This window comes from Neiella marina (assembly GCF_002165625.1).
GTDB classification, from domain to species: Bacteria; Pseudomonadota; Gammaproteobacteria; order Enterobacterales; family Neiellaceae; genus Neiella; species Neiella marina.
Map to the genome: position 1 here is coordinate 1 of NZ_NGNS01000004.1, position 20,420 is coordinate 20,420.

The window sequence follows — 20,420 nt, forward strand, 5'->3', positions numbered from 1 at the left end:
TTCATAGAGAAACGCCCTAGGCCGTCAAGGCCTAGGGCGGTGAAAATATCCAAGACCCGTTATCCGGTAAACCGCAATGCCGCTCCTCTTAAGTGAACAGCATTGCCTGCATGCAGGGGCTTTTTTATTCACCGCAGTTACTTATCTGCTGGCGTTTTAGAATCACCAGAATCGTCAGTCGTCTCAGGTTTAACAGTTTGTTGGTCTGCAGCCTTTTGCTTCTCACAAAAGTCAGCATCTTTACTATCGCCGACCACGTGCTCCATCTTTAATTTACGAACACCGCGAACAGTAATGAACGGGCCGGACACTGCATATGCCATGAAGATAGCAAACAGCACCAAGGCCGGATTAGTCGCGATAATGACGTAGACCAACACCACTAGCAAAATGGCAAGGAATGACACTCGACCTTTCCAGTCAACATCCTTAAACGAGTGATAGCGGAAGTTGCTGACCATCAACGCACCAGCGGCCATGGTGATCAAAGCCACGATAAAGCCTATACTGTGGCCATCCAGTTCATGTTCAGCCCCCAGCCAAACACCGCCGGCAATAATGCCCGCTGCAGCAGGACTTGCTAAGCCTTGGAAATAGCGCTTGTCAGCTTTGCCAACCATGGTATTGAAACGAGCTAGTCGCAATGCCGCACCGGCGACGAAGATAAAGGCCGCCAACCAGCCAATTTTGCCGAGCTCATTAAGGCCCCAGTTATAAGCAATCAACGCTGGCGCCACACCAAAAGACAACATATCAGCCATGCTGTCATACTCGGCGCCAAATGCACTTTGAGTATTGGTCAAACGCGCCACTCGGCCATCAAGTCCATCAAAGATCATGGCGATAAAAATAGCCACTGATGCCAATTTGAAATCGCCATTCATGGAGGCCACAACAGCGTAAAAGCCGGCAAACAAGCCGCCAGTGGTCAACAGATTGGGAAGTAAATAAATGCCCTTTGGTTTATGGGCATCGTTCTCATGATGTTCTGTCATTGAAACCAGCAATCCAGATAACAAGGATAAAATGTGTCGCACAGGGTAGCACAAGGCTTTTGCCGACGAAATTGACAAAGGCCGTGGTCTGGTCGATCCGACGGCCTTTTTTCAACGCTGTGATTAGCTTAGTGTTAACTCTTGGTTGTCACAATCGATCATAATGTTGGAACCTTGTGAGTACTGACCTCGCAAGATCGCTTGCGACAGTGGGTTTTCCAACTGTTGCTGGATTGCCCGCTTCAGCGGTCGCGCTCCATACACTGGATCAAAGCCTGCTTCGGCGAGTTTATCCAGCGCAGCATCAGACACGGTTAAGTTTAACTCACGTTCTGCCAAGCGCTTACGCAGCCGCTCGATTTGAATAGCGGTGATTCGACGCAATTGCTCTTGTTCCAAGGGGTGGAACACCACTAATTCGTCGACCCGGTTAATAAATTCAGGGCGGAAGTGATGACTCACCACATCCATAACCTGCGCTTTCATCTCATCATAACTGGCCTTGCCGGCTGTTTCCTGAATACGATCGGAGCCGAGGTTCGAGGTCATGATCACCACGGTATTGCGAAAATCGACAGTTCGACCCTGGCCATCAGTCAGGCGGCCATCATCTAACACCTGCAACAAGATATTGAAAACATCAGGGTGAGCTTTCTCCACTTCATCAAGCAACACCACTGAATAGGGTCTGCGCCGCACCGCTTCAGTTAGATAACCTCCCTCTTCGTATCCGACATAGCCCGGAGGCGCACCAACCAATCGCGCCACCGAGTGCTTTTCCATAAACTCGGACATATCAATCCGAACCATGGCATCTTCGGTATCGAACATAAACGAGGCGAGCGCTTTGCAGAGTTCGGTTTTACCCACCCCTGTCGGCCCTAAGAACAAAAACGAACCAATCGGCTGATCTGGATCGGCAAGTCCAGATCGCGAGCGACGAATCGCATTTGCAACAGCATCTACCGCTTCACCTTGGCCAACCACACGCTTGTGGAGCTGCTCTTCCATCCGTAGCAGTTTGTCGCGTTCACCTTCAAGCATCCGCGCCACCGGAATGCCCGTTGCCCGCGACAGTACCTCGGCTATTTCTTCCTCGCCGACTTTGTTACGCAGTAAGGTCATTTCGTGCATTTCTGCCTGCGCGGCTAAATCGAGTTGCCGTTCGAGCTCGGGGATACGGCCATACTGAAGCTCTGACATTCGATTAAGATCGCTCGCTCGAGTGGCAAATTCCAAGTCTTGCCGTGCTTGTTCCAGCTCTGCTTTAATATGCTGGGTGCCAGACAATGCCGCTTTTTCAGACTGCCAAACTTCTTCCAGTTCTTGATATTTAGCATCGAGCTTCACCAACTCTTGTTCCAGCAATGCCAGACGTTTCTTGCTGGCCTCATCGCTTTCTTTTGCAACTGCCTGCTGTTCAATTTTCAGTTGGATAATTCGCCGTTCGAGCTTATCCATATCCTCTGGCTTAGAGTCAATTTGCAAACGGATGGAAGATGCTGCTTCATCAATCAAATCGATGGCTTTATCGGGCAATTGCCGATCAGAAATGTAGCGGTAAGACAAACTGGCTGCAGCAACAATAGCCGGATCGGTAATATCAACTGCGTGATGCAACTCGTAACGCTCTTTCAATCCCCGCAAAATAGCAATGGTATCTTCAACTGAGGGCTCTTCCACCAGCACTTTTTGGAATCGGCGTTCCAGCGCAGCATCTTTTTCCACATACTGTCGATACTCATCCAAGGTGGTTGCACCAACACAGTGGAGCTCACCACGCGCCAATGCTGGCTTAAGCATATTGCCGGCATCCATGGCACCTTCGGCTTTGCCGGCACCAACCATGGTATGGAGCTCATCAATGAACAAAATCACCTGACCTTCTTCTTTGGCGAGTTCATTCAGCACTGCCTTCAGGCGTTCTTCAAACTCTCCTCGATATTTGGCACCGGCCAGTAACGACCCCATATCCAGTGACAGTACCCGCTTGTTCTTCAAACCTTCGGGAACTTCACCATTGACGATGCGTTGTGCTAACCCCTCAACAATAGCGGTTTTACCAACCCCCGGTTCACCAATCAGCACTGGGTTGTTTTTAGTTCGACGTTGCAACACTTGGATCGTGCGGCGGATTTCATCATCACGGCCAATCACAGGATCCAACCGGCCAGCTTCTGCCCGCTCAGTTAAATCGATGGTGTATTTTTCCAGTGCCTGACGCTGATCTTCAGCATTGGGATCATCAACTTTTTGACCACCACGAACTTTTTCAATGGCTTGCTCAATGGCTTCTGGTGTTGCGCCAAGTTTGCGCAGCATGTCGCCGAATGCCCCTTTATCTTGAGCCGCGGCCAACACAAATACTTCGCTGGAAATAAACTTGTCTTTGCGCTTTTGCGCCAACTTGTCAGTCATGTTGAGCAAGTTGATTAAGCTATGGTTTAACTGAACATCGCCGCCAGTGCCTTCAACTCGGGCAACCCGGTCAAGTTGTTCAGCCAATTGCGAACGCAATGCCGAAACATTCACTCCGGCCAATTGCAATAATGGTCGAACCGATCCTTGCTCTTGATTGAGCAACGCTAAAAATAGATGAGTCGCTTCGATGTATTGATGATCTCTGCCCAGCGCCATCGATTGCGCATCAGACAAAGCAACTTGAAATTTACTGGTAAACCGATCCAGACGCATAACAACCTCCCGTCTCATCGTTCAATATTTAGTCTGATGATTAAATGGGGCTGGTTGTTTTCGGTTTCAAGCGTTGGCTTTAATCCAAATCGCAGAAGCCATGCGCCCGGTCACACCTTTGCACGCTTTATCATCGACATGACTAGCTCGGCGATAGGAAAAGAAAAGCTCGGGATGAAGATAGGTACAGCGACGATCGGCGCTGATATTGCTAACATCAAGCTGCAGCAACCGCATCATTGCCAACAGCTGCAAATCAGCCAACCACTTGCCACTCACTGACGGTTGAAATGCATCAGCGTTTTGTGGTGATTGAGCAATGAAAACATCGCGAACTTCGGCGCCAACCTGGAATTGTTTTGGCCCAATACATGGCCCCAGCCAAACTCTTAAACGATCTGCTGGCGTCACCATCGCTTTAACGGTTTGCTCTAAAATGCCATTGGCAAGACCACGCCACCCAGCATGAGCAGCAGCGACTTCAGAGCCATCGTTGGCACAAATCAACACGGGTAAACAGTCCGCTGTCATGATGGTACAAGCTTGACCAGGCTCGCGACTAATCGCTGCATCAGCATTGGGCGTCATGCGCGGTGGTCTATTCAGATGAAAAACTTGTGTGCCATGGACCTGATTGAGCCAGTGAATGTCCTGACAGCCCGGCATGCGCTGCTGCAGACGTTGTCGATTAGTCGCAACAGCCTGAGAGTCATCGTCAACATGGAGTCCAACATTCATCGAGTCATATGGCGTTTGACTGACGCCACCATGTCGATAGGTTTGAACAACAGCTACCTGTTCAGGTAGCTGCCAGTCATCCAAAGTGCACTCAGATATCGCTAGGATTGAGCTTGGCATCGGCACGCAATACCTCGGTTAAGTGCTGCATGTCATCTGGAATGGGGGCTTTCCATTCCATTTGCTCACCACTGATTGGATGCTCCAGAATCAACCGAGCAGCATGCAAGGCTTGGCGTTTAAAGCCGCGCAAGGTTTCAATCATGGTTTCGCTGGCACCTTTTGGTAGCCGATTGCGACCACCATAAAGCACATCACCAACCAATGGATGATGTAAATGTGACATGTGAACTCGAATTTGGTGAGTCCGGCCAGTCTCTAAGCGCAAACGCAACCGCGTATGATTATTGAATTTCTCAGCAATTCGGTAGTGCGTAATCGCTTCTTTCCCCAATGGATGAACAGCCATTGCTGTGCGACGACTTGGATGGCGATCAATCGGTTCTTCAATGGTGCCACCAGCAGTCATCAAGCCAATTGCGATCGCTTCGTACTCGCGAGTAATATCGCGCGCTTGCAAGCGGGCAACCAAATGAGTCTGAGCGGGAATAGTTTTCGCGACCACCATTAACCCTGTGGTGTCCTTATCGAGCCGATGGACAATGCCTGCCCGAGGAACTTCAACCAGTTCAGGACAATGATGCAGCAACGCATTCAACAGAGTACCCTGTTGATTCCCCGCCCCGGGGTGGACCACTAAGCCAGCAGGCTTATTGACCACTAAGATATCGTCATCTTCGTGGATGATATTGAGCTCGATCGCCTCGGCTTGATGCTGTACCTCATCTTCAAGCTGAGCGTGTAACACTATGTCCTCGCCACCGCTGACTTTTTCTCTTGCTTTGGTTGCCACCTTGCCATTGACTTCAATGCGCCCTTCATCAAGCCAAGCTTTGATTCGGGTTCTTGAATAATCAGGGAATAGTTCAGCCAGCGCTTGGTCGAGTCGCTGGCCAAATTGTTCAGTGGAAATTTGTGCGGTAAGGGTAAATTCCTGCGCCATAATCTCAATCTGTCTAACAACGCATTCACAACGCGCTGTTGATTAGTTTAGAATGCCGTGCATTGTAACTGGAACTGGGCTGAAACTCAGCCTTAACCATCATTGAATTTACTGGGAAGTGTTCATGCTGTTATCCCGTCTAACCGGATTAGGTGTTTTAGGATTAGCTTTGGTACTCGGTGCCTGCTCATCGACACCAGAAAAAGAAAAAATCGCAGAGAAACCTGCTGCAGAGCTTTATCAAGAAGCTAAGACCCGAATGAACTCCGGTAACTACCGTAGCGCTATTGCCCATTTCGAAGCTTTGTTATCACGCTACCCGTTTGGTGCTCATGCCGATCAGGTGCAACTTGATTTGATTAGCGCCTATTATTCAGTGGCAGATAACCCAGCAGCATTGGCCGCCATTGACCGTTTTATCCGCTTGAATCCAACTCACAAAGATATTGATTACGCGCTGTACATGCGCGGCTTGGTCAATGAAGATGAAGACCGCAACTTCTTCCAAGAGCTGTTCCGCATTGATCGCTCGGACCGCGATCCACACAATATTCGCGAAGCATTCCAAGACTACGAACGACTATTGCGTGATTACCCGGGCAGCAAATATGCACCGGATGCGTCTAAGCGGATGATTGCTTTGAAAAACCGTCTGGCCCGTTTCGAAGTAATGGTAGCCGAGTATTACTATGAGCGAGATGCTTATGTTGCAGCGCTAGGTCGTGGTAAATACGTCCTCGAATACATGCCTGACACCCCATCGGTTGAGCGAGCACTTGAAATCATGGCTCGCAGTTATAAGCAGTTAGGAATGGAAGATGCGCGGCAGGATACGCTACGGGTACTGCAACTGAACTACCCGGAAAATCGCATGGTTAATTAACCAATAGCTCACGCCAATAAAAAACGGAATCAATTGATTCCGTTTTTTGTGTCTGGGTTTTGGCAATAACTAGATCGCGTCGTTGTTTTCTTCGCCAGTACGGATCCGAATCGCCCGCTCAACGTTTTGGACGAATATCTTACCGTCACCTATTTTGCCAGTGTGAGCGGCATTGACGATGGTCTCCAGGCAACGCTCAACATCTTCATCGGCGATGACAATTTCCAGCTTCACTTTCGGCAGGAAATCGACCATGTACTCAGCACCGCGGTACATCTCGGTGTGGCCTTTTTGACGACCAAATCCCTTTACTTCAGTCACCGTCAGTCCGCTAATTCCTACTTCAGACAGTGCTTCACGAACATCGTCCAATTTGAACGGTTTAATAATGGCTACAACTTTTTTCATTTTCAGTTCCTTTACCAGTTTGCACGGCCAAAACCTGAGCAAATGGGGTTTCGTCGGTCTTTTGCAAATCCACGCGGAGTAATTCTAGGTCCAACTGCAGACTGTCGCCTTTTATATTCATTCATGTCAATGAGGCGAATCACACGGCGAACAACTTGTTCATCGTAGCCAGCGGCAACTATTTCTGCCAGCGAGGCATCCTGCTCTACGTAACGTTCGATCATATCATCCAAGTCTGCATAATCCGGTAGGCTATCGGAATCGACTTGATCAGGCGCTAATTCGGCTGACGGCGGACGCGTGATAACCCGCTCAGGGATCACACGACCTAGGGTGTTGCGGTAACGTGCCAAATCAAACACCATGGTTTTTGGCACGTCTTTGAGTACCGCGAATCCACCACACATATCGCCATACAAGGTGGCATAACCAACGGCCATTTCACTCTTGTTGCCTGTCGTTAAAACAATACGACGACGTTTATTCGACAGCGCCATTAGCACCACGCCACGACTGCGAGCCTGCAAGTTCTCTTCTGTAGTATCGACCTGAGTGTCTTTGAACATGGGTTCAAGCTGTTGCATAAATGCGTCGAACATTGGTTCAATAGAAACCGCATCATATTCAACGCCCATAAGCTCGGCTTGCTCGGCAGCGTCGGCAATGCTCATTTCTGAGGTATAGCGAAACGGCATCATCACCGCTTGAACTTTATCTGCGCCCAACGCATCAGCGGCAATGGCTAAGGTCAGCGCTGAGTCAATTCCGCCAGACAATCCAAGTACTGCACCGGCAAAACCATTGCGCGTGACATAGTCGCGCACAGCTAACGTTAAGCCTTTATAGACTTCCGCTAATAACTCCAATTCATCAGCACTCGGTTGCGCAGCAATTAACTCAGAGCCATCGAAATGGACAAATGATAGTGCCGTTTCAAAAGCAGGCGCTCGATAAATTTCTTTGCCTTGAGCATTAATGGCAACAGACTGGCCATCAAAAATTAGCTCATCCTGGCCACAACTGTGATTGACGTAGACGATACCAGTGCGAAGTTCGGCGGCTTGACGCTCTAACACCCCATGTCGCATTGGCGTTTTCTTAGTGTGATAAGGCGATGCATTAGCAATTAGTAATAGCTCGGCCCCTGCTGCCACTGTGGCTTTAGCAGGCTGCTGGTGCCACACATCTTCGCAGATGAGCAGCCCCAGTTTGTGGCCGCTGACCTCAATCACGCAAGTATCAGTGCCCGGCTGAAAATAGCGTTTTTCATCAAACACGCCGTAATTTGGCAGCTGTTGCTTGTGGTAACGAGCTTGTTCCTCGCCCTGACTCAGCCAAACAAGGCTGTTGTAGCAGAGTTGGCCAGACTTAGTTGGTAGCCCCACTAAGGCATCAATGGCCGGCATTTGGCTTTTGATCTTTGCCAAAACTGAGTCAATTCGCTGATACAAATCATCACGCAACAGCAGGTCTTCTGGCGGGTAGCCGGTTAGGGTCAACTCCGGAAACAGGATGATATCGGCCCCCTGTTCGGCTGCTTCATGCATTGCCGCCAATACTTTTTGGCCATTGCCCTCAATATCGCCCACCCAGCAGTGGATTTGCCCCATCGCAATGTTTAACACGGTTACCTCTTTGCTCCTGTCCAACAGCGTATTGCTAAGTGTTGGCAATGATAAAGTAAGCAGCCGATAAAAGGTACGGCTGATATCAATATGCTTGGTAATTCCACCCAACGACAGAGATAACTGTTATTGCCAGCGATAGACTATAGAACCAGATCGAATATTTTCGTTAGCAACCAAACACCAAAGGCAAAAACTGGTAATCTGGCATGACATCAACGAAGAAGTAATAAGTAGGTTAGTGATGTCAAAGTTGATAGATGGCTCAAGAAGTCGCTCGACAAAATTGAATGCTGGATTCACGCTGGTTGAACTCATGGTCACAGTGGCAGTCGTCGTCATCCTTATTACGATCGGCATTCCTGGGTTTAACGCGCTAATACAGCGCTACACCTCCGAAAGTTCCATCGATATGCTTCACAAGGACATGCATTTTGCTCGTGCCGAAGCAGTTTCGCTGGGCAAAAGAGTGACTGTTTGCCATTTGTCTTCGACCAATGAATGTGATGGTAACTGGCTTGATGGTATTAGTGTATTTGTCGATGACGGCGACAACGTCGGCGAATTGGACGGTGGCGAATTGGTATTAGCCCAAAGCGCCCCACTTGGCTCGGAAAACTCCTTCAAGGACTCTACCCGCGACCGCGTAACCTTTACTCCCGATGGCTTATCGGCAGGCTTTGCCGCAACATTCGTGTTTTGCCCTTCTTCCGGCGACAATAAATATGCCCGCGGTATTATTCTGTCGAATATTGGCCGGGCACGAGCTACCATCGATGCCAACGAAGATGGTTACCACGAAGACTCAAACGGAAACATCCTGACCTGTAACGAATAATGGCGAGCGCTAGCGAACTGAACGCTGATCAAGCGACTGAGCCTTTGAACTAGTAAATGGCTTATAGAGCTCGACGCATTCGTGAACCTTTTTAAAGTCCCGAGCACCTTCAGCAGTTTCTACCACTTTACTTCGTGCCAGCTTAGCTCGCGCTTGACCATGGTTGCCTTTGGTATCAAGTCTCACCATCGCAATCATTTCGGAGCCATCGCTCATCGTTAGCCAGCATTTGTATTCATAAGTCCGCTCAGCCTTCACTCCGGCTGACACAACCAATAACACGCTAAGCACTAGCAGATTTTTAATCATGGCCAACACCCCTTCACATCAGTTGCATCCGAGTTGCTTGAACGAGTTCCCAAGTGATCAATTTTCAAAGAGCCACAGTCGGAATCGCGAGATGCTTGCTTATTGATAGCAGTAGCAGTCAAAGTAAACGTATTGGCATTGCCACTGGCAGAAACTTTGTAATTGGCATTTGCGCCACTAGAAAGTGGGAAGTCAACCGGATCTGAGGCATAGCCTAGGGCTGTCATGCTGCTAGTGTAAGTATGAAAATCAAGGTAGTACTGCTCTTGCCTTGCAGCCGCTTCCAACAAGATGGCAGCCGCTTCTGAGCGTGTCCCTTCGGCAACATATCGCTGGTATGCGGGATAAGCCACTGTCGTCAGAATAGCGATAATTGCTACTGCAACCATCATTTCTATCAAACTAAAACCCAATTGCCGATTCATTGCACTTCCTTGTTGTAAAAGTAAATTCGCTGAGGAGCTAGTTGCAGCGGTGTTTCAATTAAATCTGGGTTATCAATTGTGCCATCGCTGTCTGTTTGACACTCATCAGCAATACACATTTCTTGCTCACCAGAATCGGTTTTAGTGATGACTTCGCAGCCACCGCAAATGAGACTGACGTTATTTTCGCCAGCAAACAACTGCGGCGTATCTGGCACATTAGTACCTGTATCAATATGATCCCATTCAAATTCGTTGTAACCATACTGCAGGTCTACCCCGTAGATACGACCCTGGCCAACGGGGATACATTGTTGAATTTGAATCGCGGAGGTTGCCGGCGTATAGGTTGTATAGTAAACGGTACCTTCAATAACAATCGGACTTGATAACGACTTTTCACCAAGACCGCTGTATTTATGATACCAGCCGCGCTTTTGTCCGTAGGACAGCAGTTCAGTCTGCCGTTCAGAGTCAGTGTTGTTCTGATTAATAGCTTGGCCGGTAGCGTCGTACAAATCGGTCAGTTGAATCACTCCGCCCCGCTCGGAAATTTCCGAATCCGTTAAGCTAGCCGTCTGAACATTGCGATCTTGCAGCATGAAAAACATATCATTGGTCGTCACATCAAGGGGGTGAGACCGATTGCCTGTGCCCAACATGACAGCGTCAAACGGAACAGTTTGGTTGGTAACCACAGTCGAAATGGCGCCTTTGTCGTCAGTGGTCACCGTCTCTGTTTTGATGTTCACAACGGTTTGGGCAACAGCAGGTTCATAGAAAAAACGCCTATCTTGCTCAGTAGCGACATCTCCCAGCGACGCAAATTTATGAACTGTCCAAGTCGACTTGTCATCTGTTGGCATATCAATTCGGAAGATGTTTGCACCAGTATCACTCACATATAAACGGTCGACCAAGCCATCTTGATCTGAGTCCAATGCTGCGACCTTGCCGGGCATACTATCTTTAAAGCCCGAATATGTGGCTGACGTGGTGCTCCAAATCAAGGCCCCTGTCGCCGCATTAACAAGATAAACACCTCGACCAACTGAGTCGTCGCTCCCAACTTGATGGGCATCTTTATTGGTATCGTAACCGCCAGCAATGATCATCACCGGAGTACCTTTGCCGATACCATTCACATAGGTGACGACCGGTTCCGACCATGTCTGCCCCAACAGTTCAAAGCCATTGCTATTGTTGTCGATTCGCCACATCAATGATGGAGAATCGGGGTTTGTAATATCCATGGCATAGTAGGTTTTGCCGCCCCGACGAACACCAAAGTACAACCAGACTTTGTCGCCATAGCTAAAGGCCACCGGCGAACCGTCAATACCATAGTAATTTCTGGCACCAGTATAGTGTCTTAATTCTTTTTGCAGTGACCAGTATTCATTTGGCAAATATGCCCAGGATTCCTCGACGGTTCCTCCATTATCTTTGAACATGTGAAGCACCCCGGCATTGGTACCAACGACAAGACGAACATCTTGGCTTGCTTCATTGCCGCCATAATTTAATGCCAGCGGCCTGGAGTGCAAGATGTCAGCAACTAGCTGAGACCGTTTGTCAGTGGTACTGCCATCACCGTCTTCATCATCAACATCAACTCCCTGAATCCACTTGATATAATCGGCTACTTCAGCCTGTTCAACCCCCAAGCTCGCTGCTACTGAGTTATTGTTAGCGAAGGTTTCAATCAGCGCCAACTGAGTTCCTGAATCGGCATAGAACTTTCGTTCAGCGACGCGCTTCTGGAGGTGTTCGAGCACCCCACCTTTGGTGACATCATCACCATCTTCGGCTGACGACCAATAACTGTGCGCAGTGTCGACGATATTGCCGTCAAACTCGCTCATCGCAGCGTTGCCATTGACGTCTTCAATACGCTCATCGTCGACGACTTTGTATTTTTTTAAGTTGCCCCACCAGTGAAGCTTACTTTCGGCACTAGTGGGCAAGAACATGGCGTAGTAAACCGAGTCCAAATTTTGAGTTCGATCAAAATTGTTAGTTGCCACCGCGGGCGAGGTATAAGTCGCTTGATTGGTTAAGGTCTGATAAACGATGTCCAGTAAAGCAGATTCCAATCCTGTGCTCATATCAGTGGCATTATAGTAACCGCCAACAGCGGCCTCGGTTAACATTTCAACCGCATCAGGATCCGAGGTAATGTCGCCCATGCCAATAATATAAGTGTTGAGTGTTTGTTTACCTGGGTAGTTCTCTTCATCGGACAGAATGTCATTTTTGTATAGTGCTTGAGTCAACGGCGGCAAATAAGTTTCGACACCATTGCCCATGACGTAAGGCGAGGTGATACCGAAATCATCTTTAATTGAAGTGTTAGCTGCACTATCGACCGTTGGGGCGCCATCGGTCACTAAAATGACCGTCATTTGATTCACACATTTGTCAAATGGAGAGGCATAAATGCCATCAATTTCGGCACTGCTGTCCCTTGGAGGTGAGTTTGGTGAGTAGTCGTACGTGTTTTGTTCGCGACCATTGATGACAGGCTTGCCATCATCATCACCAAACATCACACTCAGGCCTGCAATGTAGCGATAGGCCTCATACATGGTTTCACAAAGCGGTGTATTGGTGTTGGCTTGAAGCGAATTGACCACTGGACTAAATTCGGTTTCGGCATCGTATTCGTCGACTTTCAGAACCAGTCGGCCACCATCTCGAGCATATTCATCAAATGCGTTGATGTTAAACACCATGAGTCCGAAGTCGACTGCATTGACCGATGACACCACGTTGTTTACTGCGTCTTTGGCCCACTGTAAGCGTGATTTCGACTCCACTGATGGAACGTCTGGATCGCAATCGGAGGTACCTGCTTTCAGAACGCAACCTCCGTGATACCAGCGTAAGTAGTTATCGGTATAAAGGGTTACGGTAGAAGCAGAATTAAACAAATCAGGGCTGCCGGTCGGCGTCACGCCATCAACGCCAGATTGATAAGGATATGTTTGATCATCAACCGGGTAACCATTAGTGGTAGCCCCCGACCAACCTTTATCGATGTCCTGCCAATTATCAGCATTCCAAGTATTGGCAAGGGTGATATCGTCTTGGCAGTCAATCAGCTCCAGGTTTGAACCGTCGTTATCCGGCATTTCTTGCCAAGTATCTTTATTCTTGCCGGTCCGTTCGTACTCCAGTAACCGTCCAACGTAATAGCCGACCGTGTTCAATGAAGCTACGGCGGCGGCACAAGCATTGATATGCTCGCGGAAACGACGCGTTTCCGATGGCGAGTCAGGAACAGGTGCAGAAGTCTCGTCGATTCCTTCTGCGGTGTAATAGATGTAGCGGTCATTAAAGGAATTTAGCCCCTGCACCGAGCCGTACTCTTTGTCGGGATCGTAGCCTGAGGTACCTTCCTCAATAATCCCCATACTGCCTGAATTATCGAAAATAATGAGTACCTTGGGACGGATCCCCCAATCAATTCGGGCAGCATAATCATAGAGTTCAATGTCATCCGACAAAGCAACAAACACGCTTAAAGAACTGAGTCCGGCAACTACAACTTGCTTGATAAGTTTATTCATGGTCGGCCTCTTATCGGGTCATCGGATGGATTATTCCGGTGGCAACATCATTCTGCCCAGCTCCCGAGCGGGAGTAACTCAAAGACGAGTCAATTTCAAAACGCCGACAAACCAAATTGAGGTTTTGACTGTTAGCATTTTCTCCCCGCTGGCAAGCTCCTGGAACTTCAACGATCAGCTCAATGTCATTTGCAACGTCAGGAAAATCGGCCGCCGTTCGCGATAGCGGATAACTACCGTCATCGTCGAGAAACGGGCTAGCTCCGCCGCCACGAGCAGCATCGACGATGGCATCAATTGCACCGGAGACTTCCCCCTCAGAGACCAAACGATCAGCATAAGCCCCTGATATCTTTGTCTCAAAGCTGGTGTTTCTTATCAGCATCACTGACGTTAGGGTAATAATGACCAGCAAAATCAAGGTAGTGAACAGTGCCAGACCTGATTGGTGAGCAACATTCATGGTTAACCTCCGTTGGCAATCTGATGATTGCGAATAGCGACCGTAGCACTTAGCACCTTTCGCCTGATGCCATCATTCGCAGACGTCACCGTACGGCTGCCATAATTGTAAGTTGCAGCCCCATGCTGAGTTAACGCAGGGTCCGCTTCGATAGCCCTTACCAGCATGGCCACCTGCACTGACAGCACTCTGGCAAAATCAACATTGTCCCATTCATCATCAGTGATCTGAGCTGCTGTGGCGTAGCGATCGACAGCGCCATCACCGTCATCATCAAGACCGTAAAGAAAATGTAAGTCCTCTACACCTTCGGCGATTTCTTCTTTGATCATCACTTCTGAACCAGATGTTACCGCCAAGGTTTCGCGCACCAACACAGGAAAGTCGTTGATGCCATAGCGATTCACATTAGCGACATAATAGACTCGGTGCTGATACTCAAAGTACTCGGCATTCGTTGGTTCTGCTGCTACCAATCCTGTTGCACCATTGAAGATAACGGCCGTATTTGAGTTTGCTGCCATATAGACATTGCCGTTGGTGACGATGGCATTGGACTCATCTTCCTGCCCTATCAAACGTTTAATTTGAATGACATCAGTGCCAGCTCGACCATCATCGATGCACCCCATGGCGTTGGCACCGGTTAGGTTTGCCCCCCATAGCATTCTAAACGTGGCATTAATGCCAACCGTCGGAAATGTCGCATTGTTGACTCCGCCACCAGTGCATTCGCTTGATACCGCACCAGCTTCAAGGGTCAAATTGGAACCTAGCACTAAATTCTGACCAGAGAGTTGCCCCATAAAGCCAGCGTGAGTGACATCTTTGCCTAGCAGTGCAATTGCAACGCGGCCGTTGTCTAAAATTTCTGAAAAAGATTGGGTGTTGGAAAGTTGGGTTAACGAGGTTATCAAAACGCTTAGCGCTGCGATGACCAACAGCAGGCCAAGTACCAGCGCAATCATCAACTCGACAAGAGTAAAGCCTAGTTGTTTACAGCTCACTCTAATCATTAGTTAGCCCCCACAAAAGTGGTGAAAACAAACATACGTCGCTCTTTCGCGCTAATGTCGCTGCCACAACCAGCTATCGGTGAAACAGGCGTCGCACCGAGGCGAACACCCTTCCAAACCAAAACAATTTGAATCAAGCCAGCGGTGTGGCTAACGCATCCTTCGGCATTAATCAAAGCGCCGGTATCGCGATCACCTCTGACCTCAGAGCCGCCTTTAATAGCCTGATCAAATTGATACAAATCCCAGCTAACCATTTGCTCTGGAGTACAACTATCGAGCCCCAAACAATCTGAAAAGGTAGTAACCGTTGAGCCAGTGTATGTTCCCTGGTAACTGTCGAGGTCGGCGGTGCGGTTGGACACCATTCGTTCAGCCAGATCTCGAGCGATCAATACTGCTTGAGTACGTTGGAAGGCTTCGAGATTGCCCCTTTTGGCTGTTCCTTGTAGAGCGAGCGCACCCAATACACCAATGCCCAAAACGACAACAGCAACAAGAATTTCAATCAGAGTAACGCCTGATTGAAGTGAGGAGCGAGTACGCGACCTACGTGCAACGGTCGCCTGACGAATTTGTGTGTAAAACAAAACAGCCACCTAGACGGTGGCTGCATTGGAGAACTTTGTCGCAGAAGCTGCTACTGCAACTCGGCGGGAACGGCGAACACTATGTTCTCTTCACGTCCCGGATGTTCTTGTACTTGCGTGCCACCGCACTGAGTTAATTTATCAACGACTTGTTGCACCAAAATCTCAGGGGCAGAAGCGCCAGCAGTGACGCTGACCACATCACAAGTTTCAAGCCAAGCGGCATCGATATCATCGGCGGTATCAATCAAATACGCCCGGGTACCAATCTTTTCGGCCAGCTCTCGTAAGCGGTTTGAGTTAGAGCTATTTTTGGCTCCGACTACCAACATCACATCAGATTTTGCTGCTAATTCCCGCACCGCATCTTGGCGGTTCTGGGTGGCATAGCAAATGTCATCTTTGCGAGGTCCAACGATCTTTGGGAACTCTTGGCGCAACGCATCAATCACGTCTGCTGTGTCATCCACAGACAAAGTCGTTTGAGTAACGTAGCACAGATTTTCGCGATCTTTTACTGGCAATGTTTTGACATCCGCCGGAGATTCGACCAAGTAAATCCCTCCAGAATCAGAGTCATATTGCCCCATGGTACCTTCAACTTCGGGATGTCCCGCATGACCGATCAACACGCACTCAGTACCTCGGCGGCTCGCTCGGGTTACTTCCATATGGACTTTGGTGACCAACGGGCAAGTAGCATCGAACACCTTTAAGCCACGCGCCTTAGCATTGTCACGAACCGCTTTGGAAACCCCATGAGCGGAGAAAATGACGATGCAGTCATCTGGTACTTCATCCAACTCATCGACAAAAATGGCGCCTCGATCACGTAAGCCATCAACCACGTAACGGTTGTGTACCACCTCATGACGAACATAAATAGGTGGCTCAAACAGTTCCAGTGCACGCTCAACAATGCTAATCGCACGGTCAACTCCAGCACAAAAGCCGCGAGGATTTGCCAGTAAAATGTCCATTATTGCGATTCTCCAACTGTTAGAATTTCAACTTCAAAGATCACCGTTTGGCCTGCTAGTGGATGATTAAAATCAACAGTCACAGAGTCGCCTTCCACAGCACGGACAATACCCGGGATTTCAGTGCCATCGGGCTGGCTAAAAGCGACAATAGCGCCTACTTCGGCGACAATATCACCACCAAATTTGACTCGGTCTAAGTGATGAATATTGTCAGGATTGGGCTGACCAAAAGCTTGTTCTGGCGGCAATTCGAATTTCTTCTCGTCACCGGCTTTCAAACCGAGCAAACATTGCTCAAAGCTGTCGGTCAAATTACCATCGCCGACAACAAAACGGGCTGGCTTGTTATTGACCTTGGTACTATCGGCAACCGAGCCATCTACCAACTTAATGGCAAAGTGCATGGTTACTTCGGCGCCACTGCAAATCTGTTGCGTCATGTTACTTTCCTGCTTTCGCGGTATCGCTGTTTTGTTCAGGCTTGTTGATAAAAGCATCCCAAATCAATAAGCCAGCACCGACGCAAATTGCAGAATCTGCGACGTTAAATGCCGGCCAGTGATAATTACCAACGTAAAAATCAAGAAAGTCGATGACAAAACCATGGTACAAACGGTCAATGACATTACCTAAAGCGCCGCCAAGCACTAAGGCGAAGGCAATGTTTTGCAAGCGCTGGGAGGCATCATTCTTACGCAACCAATACAGCAACATGACGCTGACGGCGAAAGCGATGATAGTGAAAAACCACCGTTGCCAACCACCGGCATCGCTTAAGAAGCTAAACGCTGCACCATAATTTCGTACGTAAGTCAGGTTGAAGAACGATGTCACCGCGACCCGTTCATACAACTCAAAAGCGCCAATCACCCAAAGCTTGGTTGCTTGATCGAGGACAAAGGTCAGTACCGCAACCCAAATCCACTTCAAGCCAGAGGTTTCATTGCTGTTGAACACCTTAAGCATAAGAGCGAACCTCACCTACGCCATCGACGTTGGTCACGCAGCGGCCGCAAAGAGTCTCATGACCGGCGTGGCTACCAACATCTTCGCGGTGATGCCAACAGCGCTCACACTTCTGGCCAGCGGCTTTACCAACCAACACCTTCAGTTCATCAATGTCAGTAGCAACAGCATCTGTCGCGTCAGCCAACGGTAACAAACTGGCTTCCGATGTCAGCATCACAAACCGCAGCTCGTCAGCCAATTTAGCTAGCACCGCTGCAATCTTGCCATCTGCGTAAAGCGCAACCTTGGCCTCCAAAGTACCACCGATTTGCTTGTCGCGACGGGCGGCTTCCAATAGCTTATTCACTTCGGTACGTACTGCTAACACTTGCTGCCAGTCATCCGTTGACAACGGCGCGTCCGCAGGCAATTCAGTCAAGCCCTGGTACCACTCACCGGTAAACACGTACTTGCTACGTTCACCCGGTAATGCCTGCCAAATCTCTTGTGCGGTAAAACTCATCACTGGCGCCATCCAACGCACCAACGCCTCTGCGATATGGTACAAGGCAGTCTGACAAGAACGACGAGCAAGACCTGTATCTTTCGCGGTGTACTGACGGTCTTTGATGATGTCGAGGTAGAAGCTACCCATATCAATGGAGCAGAACAACATCAACGCTTGGTTTACCTGATGCAGGTTGTATTGGTCGTAAGCTTCAACGATTGTGTTCTGGGTTTGCAGGGCACGGGCAACGGCCCACTGATCTAATGCCACCATTTCATTAAATGGCACTGCATCAGTTTCAGGGTTGAAGCCATTGAGGTTAGCCAGCAAGAAACGGGCAGTATTACGAATACGGCGATACGCATCAGCGCTGCGTTTGAAGATTTCATCCGAAACCGTCATTTCTTGGGTATAGTCGGTTGAGGCAACCCAAAGGCGCAAGATATCGGCGCCTAATTTGCCAATGACTTGCTGCGGTGCAATCACGTTGCCCAGCGACTTGGACATTTTGCGACCATCTTTATCCACAGTGAAGCCGTGCGTCAGTGCAGCTTTGTATGGGGCATGGCCTTTGATGGCAATGGATGTCAGCAATGATGACTGGAACCAACCACGGTGCTGGTCCGAGCCTTCCAAATACAAATCAATCGGATTGGCGCCGAACGTTTCTTCACGGGCATCAACCACACACGAGTGAGTTACACCAGAGTCAAACCAAACATCCAAGGTGTCTTGTACCTTGGTGTACTGCTTACATTCATCTTCAGACAACAGCTCTTTGAGCTCTAAATCAAACCAAGCTTGAATGCCTTCTTTTTCAACGCGCTTAGCGACTTCCTCAAGTAACTCAAGCGCTTTGGGATGCGGCTCGCCGGTTTCTTTATCGACGATCAGAGCAATCGGCACGCCCCAGGTACGCTGACGCGAAATACACCAATCTGGACGGCCATCGATCATGCTTTGAATTCGAGTTTCGCCCCATTCTGGCAACCACTCGGTTTTCTTAATTTCTTCTAATGCAGCATCTCGCAAGCCAGCCTGTTCCATGCTGACAAACCATTGCGGAGTGGCGCGGAAAATAATCGGCGTCTTGTGGCGCCAGCAATGCGGATAGCTGTGCTGATAGTTGACGTGACACAACAGGGTGTGATTTTCCTTCATCGCTTCGATGATGATGCCGTTGGCATTTTTCACATGTTGGCCACCAACCAGCGGCGTGTCTTCTTTGAAAACACCGTGATCCATCACTGGGTTGGCCACTTCAAGGCCATATTGTTGACCAACAATGAAGTCGTCTTGACCATGGCCCGGGGCAGTGTGAACACAACCAGTACCCGAGTCAGTGGTAACGTGCATGCCCAGAATCACTGGCACTTGCATATCGTATAGCGGGTGCTTGAGCGCAGTATGCTCGATATCAACACCGCGGCAAGTGGCGATGACGTGATAATCCGTCACGCCATAACGATCCACCGCATCAAGCATCAGATCCTTGGCCAATAACAAACGACGAGGGCCCTGCTCGGTGGCACATTGAACAATGACGTAGTCTAGCTCTGGGTGAACCGCTACTGCGCGGTTAGCAGGCAAGGTCCATGGCGTAGTGGTCCAGATAACCACAGACACTGGGCCCTCACCAACATGCTCTGCTGGGTGCTCACATTTAGCCAGTAATGCTTCTGCATCAACCACTTCAAAAGCAACGTCAATCGCCGGTGATGTTTTGTCTTGGTATTCCACTTCTGCCTCAGCTAACGCTGAGCCACAGTCGGTACACCAATGCACTGGTTTGAACCCTTTGTGCAGGTGACCATTTTCAACAATTTTACCGAGGGCGCGGATCTGATTCGCCTCAAAATCATAATTCATGGTCAGGTATGGCTTATCCCACTCACCAAAAACGCCTAAGCGTTTAAAGTCTTCGCGCTGACCATCCACTTGCTTAGCCGCATACTCTCGACACTTCACTCGGAATTCAGCCGCCGTCAACTTTTTACCCGGCTTGCCGAATTTCTTCTCAACTTGCAATTCAATCGGCAAACCATGGCAATCCCAGCCTGGGACATAAGGGGCATCGAAACCACTCAACGTCTTCGACTTGATAATCACATCTTTAAGGATTTTGTTAACCGCATGGCCCAAGTGAATGTTGCCATTGGCATATGGAGGACCATCATGAAGAATGAACGATGGGCGGCCTTGACGGGCTTGGCGAATTTCGCCATACAAGTCGTCAGCTAACCAGTCTTTGAGCATGGCTGGTTCGCGCTGGGCCAGATTGCCGCGCATCGGAAATTCAGTTTCGGGCAGGTTAAGGGTGTCTTTATATTGGCTCATGAATGGCAGATCCTGATGATCATGT

At 49.1% G+C, this 20,420-nt stretch carries 18 protein-coding genes; 2 read left to right on the forward strand and 16 right to left on the reverse strand.

Translation table 11 applies throughout. The features are described 5' to 3' along the window. Nucleotides 1–137 precede the first annotated feature (137 nt). The 4 genes from pssA to rluD form a co-directional block, all read right to left on the reverse strand. Nucleotides 138–995, reverse strand: coding sequence for a CDP-diacylglycerol--serine O-phosphatidyltransferase (gene pssA / locus CBE68_RS04705; RefSeq protein WP_087504919.1), 858 nt, complete (start codon nucleotides 993–995; stop codon nucleotides 138–140). Nucleotides 996–1,118: 123 nt separating this feature from the next. Next, entirely contained in the window at nucleotides 1,119–3,689 is a 2,571-nt protein-coding gene (clpB, locus tag CBE68_RS04710; protein WP_087504920.1) for an ATP-dependent chaperone ClpB, read from the reverse strand. 66 nt (nucleotides 3,690–3,755) lie between these two features. After that, nucleotides 3,756–4,547, reverse strand: a complete 792-nt coding sequence (pgeF, locus tag CBE68_RS04715) for a peptidoglycan editing factor PgeF (RefSeq protein WP_087504921.1) — start codon at nucleotides 4,545–4,547, stop codon at nucleotides 3,756–3,758. Then, entirely contained in the window at nucleotides 4,519–5,490 is a 972-nt protein-coding gene (gene rluD, locus CBE68_RS04720; RefSeq protein ID WP_087504922.1) for a 23S rRNA pseudouridine(1911/1915/1917) synthase RluD, read from the reverse strand. The genes pgeF and rluD overlap by 29 nt, the downstream gene beginning before the upstream one ends. Nucleotides 5,491–5,614: 124 nt before the next feature. Here rluD and CBE68_RS04725 point away from each other — a divergent pair, with 124 nt between their 5' ends. After that, nucleotides 5,615–6,373 carry an outer membrane protein assembly factor BamD gene (locus CBE68_RS04725; protein WP_087504923.1) on the forward strand — a complete coding sequence of 253 codons (759 nt, stop codon included), beginning with the start codon at nucleotides 5,615–5,617 and terminating at the stop codon, nucleotides 6,371–6,373. 69 nt (nucleotides 6,374–6,442) lie between these two features. Here the strand turns inward: CBE68_RS04725 and CBE68_RS04730 are convergent, their stop codons facing one another. Together CBE68_RS04730 and CBE68_RS04735 are read right to left on the reverse strand one after the other, a co-directional pair. Beyond that, entirely contained in the window at nucleotides 6,443–6,781 is a 339-nt protein-coding gene (locus tag CBE68_RS04730) for a P-II family nitrogen regulator (RefSeq protein WP_087504924.1), read from the reverse strand. A gap of 11 nt (nucleotides 6,782–6,792) precedes the next feature. Beyond that, nucleotides 6,793–8,406 (reverse strand): NAD+ synthase, encoded by a 1,614-nt coding sequence (locus CBE68_RS04735; protein WP_268234469.1) that lies wholly within the window; start codon nucleotides 8,404–8,406, stop codon nucleotides 6,793–6,795. A 244-nt stretch (nucleotides 8,407–8,650) separates the two neighbouring features. Between CBE68_RS04735 and CBE68_RS04740 the strand changes: the two genes are divergently transcribed. Further along, nucleotides 8,651–9,244, forward strand: a complete 594-nt coding sequence (locus CBE68_RS04740; protein WP_087504925.1) for a GspH/FimT family pseudopilin — start codon at nucleotides 8,651–8,653, stop codon at nucleotides 9,242–9,244. 9 nt (nucleotides 9,245–9,253) lie between these two features. Here the strand turns inward: CBE68_RS04740 and CBE68_RS04745 are convergent, their stop codons facing one another. Genes CBE68_RS04745 through ileS form a run of 10 tightly spaced genes read right to left on the reverse strand, consistent with a single transcriptional unit; the run spans nucleotide 9,254 to nucleotide 20,395 of the window. Next, on the reverse strand, nucleotides 9,254–9,553 hold the full coding sequence (locus CBE68_RS04745) for a TapY2 family type IVa secretion system protein (RefSeq protein ID WP_087504926.1): 300 nt from the start codon (nucleotides 9,551–9,553) through the stop codon (nucleotides 9,254–9,256). Next, nucleotides 9,550–9,978 (reverse strand): type IV pilin protein, encoded by a 429-nt coding sequence (locus CBE68_RS04750; protein ID WP_087504927.1) that lies wholly within the window; start codon nucleotides 9,976–9,978, stop codon nucleotides 9,550–9,552. The genes CBE68_RS04745 and CBE68_RS04750 overlap by 4 nt, the downstream gene beginning before the upstream one ends. Beyond that, entirely contained in the window at nucleotides 9,975–13,550 is a 3,576-nt protein-coding gene (locus CBE68_RS04755) for a pilus assembly protein (RefSeq protein ID WP_087504928.1), read from the reverse strand. Before CBE68_RS04755 ends, CBE68_RS04750 begins: the two co-directional genes overlap by 4 nt. A gap of 10 nt (nucleotides 13,551–13,560) precedes the next feature. Further along, complete coding sequence (locus CBE68_RS04760) at nucleotides 13,561–14,013, reverse strand: pilus assembly PilX family protein (RefSeq protein ID WP_087504929.1); 453 nt, start codon at nucleotides 14,011–14,013, stop codon at nucleotides 13,561–13,563. 2 nt (nucleotides 14,014–14,015) lie between these two features. After that, a complete protein-coding gene (locus CBE68_RS04765; RefSeq protein WP_087504930.1) occupies nucleotides 14,016–15,029 on the reverse strand; it encodes a PilW family protein in 1,014 nt (337 codons plus the stop codon). Continuing rightward, nucleotides 15,029–15,619, reverse strand: a complete 591-nt coding sequence (gene pilV, locus CBE68_RS04770) for a type IV pilus modification protein PilV (RefSeq protein WP_158100494.1) — start codon at nucleotides 15,617–15,619, stop codon at nucleotides 15,029–15,031. Before pilV ends, CBE68_RS04765 begins: the two co-directional genes overlap by 1 nt. A gap of 50 nt (nucleotides 15,620–15,669) precedes the next feature. Further along, the gene (gene ispH / locus CBE68_RS04775; protein WP_087504932.1) at nucleotides 15,670–16,599 is read right to left on the reverse strand and encodes a 4-hydroxy-3-methylbut-2-enyl diphosphate reductase; all 930 of its coding nucleotides are present in this window, start codon (nucleotides 16,597–16,599) and stop codon (nucleotides 15,670–15,672) included. Continuing rightward, entirely contained in the window at nucleotides 16,599–17,042 is a 444-nt protein-coding gene (fkpB, locus tag CBE68_RS04780) for an FKBP-type peptidyl-prolyl cis-trans isomerase (RefSeq protein ID WP_087504933.1), read from the reverse strand. Before fkpB ends, ispH begins: the two co-directional genes overlap by 1 nt. Nucleotide 17,043: 1 nt before the next feature. After that, nucleotides 17,044–17,568 (reverse strand): signal peptidase II, encoded by a 525-nt coding sequence (gene lspA / locus CBE68_RS04785; RefSeq protein WP_087504934.1) that lies wholly within the window; start codon nucleotides 17,566–17,568, stop codon nucleotides 17,044–17,046. Continuing rightward, entirely contained in the window at nucleotides 17,561–20,395 is a 2,835-nt protein-coding gene (ileS, locus tag CBE68_RS04790) for an isoleucine--tRNA ligase (RefSeq protein ID WP_087504935.1), read from the reverse strand. The genes lspA and ileS overlap by 8 nt, the downstream gene beginning before the upstream one ends. Nucleotides 20,396–20,420: the final 25 nt, after the last annotated feature.